This window comes from Oleiphilus sp. HI0123 (genome assembly GCF_001635315.1).
In genome coordinates, this window is record NZ_LWGE01001373.1 from 1 (window position 1) to 7748 (window position 7748).

At 45.1% G+C, this 7748-nt stretch carries 7 protein-coding genes; 4 read left to right on the forward strand and 3 right to left on the reverse strand.

What is annotated here, in order from left to right:
• From cobN to bluB, 4 genes are all read left to right on the forward strand, one after another.
• Positions 1–2642, forward strand: a 2642-nt coding sequence (gene cobN, locus A3761_RS17315; RefSeq protein ID WP_068750587.1) for a cobaltochelatase subunit CobN, incomplete at its 5' end; no start/stop codon positions are given.
• A complete protein-coding gene (locus A3761_RS17320) occupies positions 2639–3772 on the forward strand; it encodes an aminotransferase class I/II-fold pyridoxal phosphate-dependent enzyme (RefSeq protein ID WP_068515053.1) in 1134 nt (377 codons plus the stop codon). The genes cobN and A3761_RS17320, both read left to right, overlap by 4 nt.
• Entirely contained in the window at positions 3765–4946 is a 1182-nt protein-coding gene (locus A3761_RS17325) for a sirohydrochlorin chelatase (protein WP_068515050.1), read from the forward strand. The genes A3761_RS17320 and A3761_RS17325 overlap by 8 nt, the downstream gene beginning before the upstream one ends.
• Before the next feature lie 30 nt (positions 4947–4976).
• Positions 4977–5627 (forward strand): 5,6-dimethylbenzimidazole synthase, encoded by a 651-nt coding sequence (bluB, locus tag A3761_RS17330; RefSeq protein ID WP_068515048.1) that lies wholly within the window; start codon positions 4977–4979, stop codon positions 5625–5627.
• A 186-nt stretch (positions 5628–5813) separates the two neighbouring features.
• Here bluB and A3761_RS17335 read toward each other — a convergent pair whose 3' ends face one another.
• The 3 genes from A3761_RS17335 to A3761_RS17345 form a co-directional block, all read right to left on the reverse strand.
• Positions 5814–6107: a hypothetical protein gene (locus A3761_RS17335; protein WP_068515045.1), complete on the reverse strand. Its 294-nt coding sequence runs from the start codon at positions 6105–6107 to the stop codon at positions 5814–5816.
• A gap of 52 nt (positions 6108–6159) precedes the next feature.
• Complete coding sequence (gene dfrA / locus A3761_RS17340; protein ID WP_068507422.1) at positions 6160–6633, reverse strand: trimethoprim-resistant dihydrofolate reductase DfrA; 474 nt, start codon at positions 6631–6633, stop codon at positions 6160–6162.
• A gap of 98 nt (positions 6634–6731) precedes the next feature.
• Entirely contained in the window at positions 6732–7178 is a 447-nt protein-coding gene (locus A3761_RS17345) for an NUDIX pyrophosphatase (RefSeq protein ID WP_068515042.1), read from the reverse strand.
• Positions 7179–7748 lie beyond the last annotated feature (570 nt).

Here is a 7748-nt window from a genome sequence, read left to right on the forward strand (position 1 = left end):
GGATGATACTCGCGAATTATCCGACGAAGGATGGCCGGATAGGGAATGGCGTTGGGTTAGACACACCCAATTCAGCCTGCCAAATTCTGAGTGCCTTGGCCGATGCTGGTTACCCCGTTAGCGATATTCCCGAATCGGGAAATGCATTGATCGAAGCATTGCTAACTTCTGTCACCAATAATCCAAATACCTTGCACCATTTGCCATGTTGGCAAAGTCTTTGTGTCGAGACCTATAAGAAGCTGTTTTCTGCGTTACCCGAATCGTCACAGAAAGCAGTAATAGATCAGTGGGGACAGCCAGAGGACGACAACAAGTTTCGGCAAGGGCGACTGATGATATCGGGTATTCGTTTGGGCGAGATCTTTGTTGGTATTCAACCTGCACGAGGATTCAATATTGATCTGGTCGCAAACTACCATGACCCGGATTTGATCCCACCGCACAACTACTTAGCTTTCTATTTTTGGCTGAGACATGTCTATAAGGTGGAAGCGGTGATTCATGTTGGTAAACATGGCAATCTGGAATGGTTACCCGGAAAAGGCTCGGCCTTATCATCAGAATGTTGGCCTGATATTGCGCTTGGCCCTATGCCGCATTTTTATCCGTTTATTGTGAATGACCCAGGTGAGGGTGCTCAAGCAAAGAGGCGAACCCAAGCGGCCATTATCGATCATCTAATGCCACCCATGACAAGGGCTGAAACCTATGGACCACTAGCCGAGTTAGAGTCGCTAGTCGATGAGTATTACCAGGCAATGGGAATGGACGACAAGCGCGAAGTCTATCTCCGAAAAGCGATTTTGGATCAGGTAAAAGATAGCAATGTGCTAGACGAACTTGGCACTGAAGATACGTCAGATGAAGACGCTGTACTAAATCGGCTCGATGCGTATTTATGTGACATCAAGGAAGCGCAGATACGACATGGTCTGCATATACTAGGGGTGCTGCCAAACAAGGAGAAGCTTTCGGATACGATAGTGGCCTTACTGCGCTTGCCTCGTGGTGGTGAGAAACACAGTCAGGGAATTCTTCATAACCTGGTTCTGGATTTAGATATTAAAGGTGACGATGATCTATTTGATCCACTGTCTGCAGGTGCGGAAGCTTGGGAGGGCACGAGACCTGAATGCTTAGCCGAACTAGATGAAGGACTTTGGCGTACCGAAGCGGATACACGTGAGCGACTAGAACTGCTTGCCAAAAAGCTAGTAGAAACCTATGTCTTGTCTGACGAATCAATTCCGTTGCTTGCGCAATTACCTTCTACACTAGCGCAGCTCAATTATACAAAAGACGTGCTCTTAGCTGCGTTGAGAAAAAGTGCAGAACTGGAGTTGGGCTCAATCATCAAGGGCTTAAGAGGTAAGCGCATTGACCCTGGCCCGAGTGGCGCACCAACGCGAGGAAGATTGGATACCTTGCCGACAGGGCGTAATTTCTTTTCCGTTGATAATCGTGCCATACCGTCCCCGGCGGCGTGGGAAATAGGAAAGCGTTCGGCCCAAGCTTTGATCGAACGTCATCTTCAAGCGCATGGTGATTATCCCAAACAGCTAGGTTTGTCAGTTTGGGGTACGGCAACCATGCGAACCGGTGGCGATGATATCGCTCAGGCTTTTGCTCTGATGGGCGTCGAACCTATTTGGGCGCCGGGATCTAACCGTGTTGTTGATTTTAAAGTGCTGAGCACCCAATTGCTGCAACGACCTCGTGTCGATGTGACCTTGCGGGTCTCGGGCTTTTTCAGAGATGCATTTCCTAACGTCATGAAATTATTTGATGCGGCCGTGCAAACGATTGTCGATATCGAAGAACCTGGAAACGAGAACATCATTCAACAGCATGTGTTAGAGCGTATCGATGAACTAACACTGACGGGGTTAAATGCCGATTTGGCTAGAAGGCAGGCGAGTTATCGTGTGTTTGGTAGTAAGCCCGGCGCTTATGGTGCGGGTCTACAGGGCTTGATAGACGAGCGTTGTTGGGAGCAAAAGAGTGATCTAGCCGATGCCTATCTGAATTGGGGTGGCTATGCCTACGGTAACGAGGCGGGAGACGGTGTCGATGCCAAGGAAGCTTTCCGTTTTCGATTGTCGCAATTAGAGGTGGTTTCGCAAAACCAGGATAATAGAGAGCACGACATCTTGGACTCTGATGATTATTACCAGTTCCAAGGGGGCATGAGCAACGCGGTTGAAGTGTTCTCGGGGGATGCACCAACGATGTATCACAATGACCATTCCAACCCGTCATCTCCTAAGATTAGAACCTTGAAAGAGGAGCTGAACCGGGTTGTCCGTTCGCGAGTGTTAAACCCTAAATGGATTCATGCGATGCGAGAGCATGGTTACAAAGGTGCCTTTGAGATGGGGGCGAGCATTGATTATATGTTCGCCTATGATGCCACCACCAATCTGATTGATGATTATCAATACGAGGCCGTGACTGATACCTTGATACTCGACTCGGATAACCTCAATTTTCTCTTGGAGAACAACCCCTCTGTGCTTGAAGAAATGGCAGAACGCTTATTAGAAGCGACGCAACGTGGGCTTTGGGGTGCTCCTGGCCAGTATCCGGAAAAATTACAGGATGTGCTCTTGGCTTTGGATGAAAAGCAGGAGCAGGCATGATGAGTAGAGTTGACGACCGAATTCTTCATGGGGGAGATCTCGAAACGGCATCAAAATGCTATGGTGTCCCTATAGAAAAGTGGATTGACCTCTCGACGGGCATTAGCCCTATGCATTACCCAGACGTGGATATATCTACAGAGTACTTAACTCGAATGCCATATCAGAAGGATAATTTTCGCAGCGCCGTTCGAGGCTATTACGGGCAGCATGATTTCTTTGCGACAAATGGCTCACAACAAACTATTGCTTCGCTGCCAAAGTGCCTGAAGAATTTTCCGATTGTCTTGCCTGATATCGGTTATCAAGAGCACGCCGAGGCCTGGCGTCAGCATGGGGCGGAGTTGGTTTATTATCCATCGAACAACGTTGATGACGCAAAAAAAGTCATAGAAAAACGGCTTGCATCTGGCGACGCATTTCATTTGCTGGTGATAAATCCAAACAACCCCACATGCATCACTTTCTCACCCGAAACATTGAAGTATTGGTCATCACAACTTACTGAGGGCGCTGCGTTAATCGTGGATGAAGCGTTTGCAGACCTCTGTCCTGAGCAAAGTGTTTTGGGTGCTAATTTTGCAGCGAATATGGTGGTATTAAGATCATTCGGTAAATTCTTTGGCTTACCAGGCTTGAGGCTCGGTTTTGTTTTTGCGGGCCAAACGCTTTTGCATGAGATGAAGGCTTTCATTGGTGTTTGGGATGTCAATGGGCCTGCCCAAGAAATAGCGACTCGAGCGTTTCTTGATGCGCAATGGCAAGCTGACGCGCGCCAGCGATACCTCGACTTGTCTCGAGATAACCAAAAGCTGTGGCAAGGTTTATTTATTCAATTGCGAGAACAAGGGGGCGATGTATCAGAAGCCCACCAATTGTTGTTTTCGACCTATACCCTCGAAGATGAAAAAGCAAAACGACTATTCGAAGTGTTTGCACAGCACGGTGTTTTACTTCGATTAATCAAAATCGGTAAAGGGCATTCTTTAATTAGGATAGGCTTTGTCGATATACAAAACGTCCAACAAGTGACGGAACTAAATCATAAAATTAAACAAAGCATGCACGCATTAAAAAAATATTTTGCTGGCACCGCAAACGACATACAAATGGAGAGGCAATATGGCTGATCAATCAGTGGAAGTAAAACGTGGCATTATGGTCTGTGGCCATGGCAGTCGAGACAAAGGCGCAGAGCGTGAATTTGGGCGTGTCGCAGCAGGACTAAAAAAACGATTTCCAGATATGCCTGTCGAATATGGCTTTTTGGAGTTCTCCGCACCCAACATTCATATGGGTCTAAACTCGTTAATTGATCAAGGTGTCGAAGAGATCTACGCGGTTCCAGGAATGTTGTTTGCCGCAACTCACGCAAAGAACGACATTCCATCTGTATTGACGACATTCGAAGAGAAAAAGGGGAACGTGAAAGTCGCTTACGGCAATGAACTCGGCTTGCACGAAGCGATGATCGAGGCGTTTCAAGCAAGAATATATGAGTCACTCGGGCTAGACTCCAACAACCCTCCAGATCAACTTTATGACACTATGCTAGTGGTTGTAGGGCGCGGAACGTCAGATACCATGGCAAACGCGGAAGTGGCTAAACTGACTCGAATCGTCAATGAGAATATGGGTTTTGGCTGGGCTGATACGGTTTACTCAGGGGTAACCTACCCATCGGTTGGAGAAGGCTTGGAGCGATTGGTAAAACTCGGTTTTAAAAAAATAGTGGTGGCACCGTATTTTCTGTTCACAGGCAGGTTAATTAAACGTATTTACGGATATGTAGACCATGTCGCCGGACAGTTTCCTGATAGCGAGTTCATTAAGACGCCTTATCTTAATGATCATGAAAAAGTTATCGATGCATTTGAAGTTCGTGTGCGTGAAATTATGACGAATCAGTTACTGCCAGAAAACTTAATGTCATCGTTCAAGCGGAGGCTGGCGGCAGGAGAGGTTGACGTGCATCACCATCATGCTGAATTTGACCCGAATAATCCAAATGGCAGCGTGTCTGAAAGCAGTCATTCGCACGATGACTCACCTAGTCATGAACATTCACACGGTCATTCTCATGACCACTCACACTCTCATGGCCACTCTCATGGCCACTCACATAGTCATGGGCATTCCCATGGCGTTTACAAACATATCGGACACCCAATGGGGCCACGAACCATGATAGGTGACGGGATTTGTAATTGTTTCATGAGACAATTTCCTCAAGAAATACTCGATGAAGAAAAAGAGAAAATAGCTAGCGCCAGTGATAAAACGCCGCTTGCGCATCGCCAATAGCCGTAAGGATGATGAGATGGGCTCTAAGTCATGAGTAAGTCGTTCAGTTATCCTGAAGCCGATAAAAAGGCAATATACCGCGTTATGGCTGAGCGCAGGGATATGCGCCATTTTAATGGTCAGCCGCTAGAAGAAACTACGCTCGGTAGAATTCTTGCGGCAGCTCACTTGGCGCCTAGTGTTGGATTAATGCAGCCTTGGCGTTTTATCCGAATCAAGAATTACGATATTAAGCACTCAATTCATTTACTCGTGGATAAAGAGCGAAAATTTACTGCGCAAGCCCTAGGAGAGCGTGAGCAAGATTTTCTCAAACTGAAGGTAGAGGGCATACTTCAATGTTCAGAAGTAATTGTAGCTGCGTTGCCTGACAAACGCGATGAACATATATTTGGAAGACGGACCTTGCCAGAAATGGATCTGGCATCCTTATCCTGCGCCATTCAAAATATGTGGCTAGCCGCTCGCGCCGAAGGTGTAGGCATGGGATGGGTATCTTTGTTTGAACCGGAGGACCTTAAACAGCTTCTTGAAATGCCTCAAGGAAGCCATCCCGTTGCGATTCTGTGTATTGGTCATGTTGATGGGTTCTATGAGAAACCGATGCTCGTGATGGAAAAATGGTCAGAAAAATTCGACTTGAATGAGCTGGTTTTTGAGAACTTCTGGGGAAAAAGTTAGGCTAGATAAAATGAAACATAATTAGCTTTGTCACCTTACTCAAGGGTGATCTAATTGTTTAAGATCACTTTTATATTTTCGTAGGTGAAGTTCGAACTGCAACATCTTATAGAATTAGTTCGTCGATAACGAACGTCTGTTCGAAATTAGCGTTTACTCAGAGGGGCGGATCCTTGGTGGGCGCCACTAACAATCACCCCATGCTGCCGACCTTGGTCCGTCATATGGCTCTAAGTTTAGCCAATACTGGACCGTCAAGATATCTTGCTTAGTGAGTATCGTATGCTTAATTGAGTGCACAATATACCTCTTAGGAGATTGTTCGGATGCGATCCGTCCAACACCATCGAGCCTATCCCAACCGTGGTCATCAAACCTTTCTCCGACCGAAACTGGTAGAAAAGGTGTATTGGATATAAACATTGCAACAGGTGTGTGCTCTCCACTTGTATCGCAAAGGTATAATTCGTACTTTGTCATCTAGGCGTACCCAACAGTTTATTCTATAAGACTGGAGGCGCATCAAGGCCTCTTAATCATTTTGCCATATTTGGTAACTATAATTTATGTTGGACACGAAGTCTTGAGTGAAAACTAGCTTAAAACTACTAGGGATTTTCGGGAAATAGATATTCCCCTCGGGCTCAATGTCGATAGTTGAAATATGTAAGGTATCAACTTTGCCGATTAAGCTGTTATATATTTCGCCGCCACCACATACAATTGCATGATCTGTTATTTTCTCTAAATGGATTAGAGCATCTTCGATCGTTGAAAATACTAAGACATTCTTATCATCTGATGTGAAGCTTGAACGGGTTACGACAGCATATCTACGATTAGGCAAAGCTCCCATAGACGTGAAGGTTTTTCGTCCGACTAAAAGCCACTGATTATAGGTGACTGCCTTAAATAGTAACTGCTCTCCTTTTGCGCTCCACGGTATATCTGGGCCGTTCCCTATGACTCCATTCTTTGATATTGCTGCCATTAGCGATAATTTCACGAAACTTCCTTCGGTTGTAAAATTGTATAAACAGAGTTGATCTCTTTGTGACTACAGCGCTGCTTTTTTGTGCGGTAGGAAAGGGGTTTTTAAGTATATTATGTAGCTAACGAAGCCTCAATAACCGCTAATGCTTTGATGCTAAGTTGAAATTCTAACATTGCTTTAGCTCTCTCAAAACTGAACCAGCCAAACTCACAATGTTCGCTGGATAATATTGGGTCGGTACTTACAGGCGCAGAGAAAACGAATTCTTGAATAGTATTGTGCTCTCTTGCGTACTTTGATTGCCACTCTGGTTTAATAGCGTATTCATACTGGTAGATTGACTTACCAATATTTGAGATGCATATACCTGACTCTTCGAAAACTTCTCGGATCGCAGCTTTTTGAAGGCTCTCGCCTAGCTCTTTCCCCCCAGTAACACTTTGCCAAAAACCAGAAAGAGCTAAGTCTGGGCGAGGTACCCGCTTTAACAACAGATACTGTCTTTGGTTTCTAGTTTCTCGATAAAGAAATACACTGACTGAAATTGGTTCTCGCATAAATACCCGTACTTTGCACATAAAGCGAATGTTGAAATGTATCTTGTAGCTATGATTTACCAATTGTCTTTGAGGTTTCCAATCAATATGTTGGTTTGTTTTTTACAGCTAAAAAATATCTTTGGTGAGAGTATTCAAAGGGATAACCTTTTACAACAGTTTCAATGAGAAAAGAGCGTTTTAGGTCGAGTGTAAGCATTGGCTCAATTTTAAAACTGGCTGCATTACCCTTATCTAAATAAGTGATTAAAACGGTAATTTTGCATACGTACTTGTAATCCTGGTATGTTGTCAGTCGAAAATATCTTGGAGCTAATAAACTAGCGCTTTGTGCTCAAAGCCAGCATTCCATGAGCGTTCGTAAATGTTATATTTAGGCCAAATCTAAACCAAGCTTCAACGGCAGCTAATGGCACAATCAACGTCACTTAAAAAATAGATTACCGCCTGCGCGGTAATGACAGAAAAGCGGACAATGTGATAGTTCGAAAATGTCGGCTGTCTCATCACAGCTGCCAAAAAGCAAAACCCGCCAAAAGACCGCTTTGTGAAGGTAACTGCTATAGTTGT

What these genes read in the sequence shown, in the direction of transcription:
- A3761_RS17320 (WP_068515053.1), top strand. Translation starts at nt 2,639, where the DNA reads ATGATGAGTAGAGTTGACGACCGAATTCTTCATGGGGGAGATCTCGAA.
- A3761_RS17325 (WP_068515050.1), top strand. Translation starts at nt 3,765, where the DNA reads ATGGCTGATCAATCAGTGGAAGTAAAACGTGGCATTATGGTCTGTGGC.
- bluB (WP_068515048.1), top strand. Translation starts at nt 4,977, where the DNA reads ATGAGTAAGTCGTTCAGTTATCCTGAAGCCGATAAAAAGGCAATATAC.
- A3761_RS17335 (WP_068515045.1), bottom strand. Translation starts at nt 6,107, where the DNA reads ATGACAAAGTACGAATTATACCTTTGCGATACAAGTGGAGAGCACACA.
- A3761_RS17345 (WP_068515042.1), bottom strand. Translation starts at nt 7,178, where the DNA reads ATGCGAGAACCAATTTCAGTCAGTGTATTTCTTTATCGAGAAACTAGA.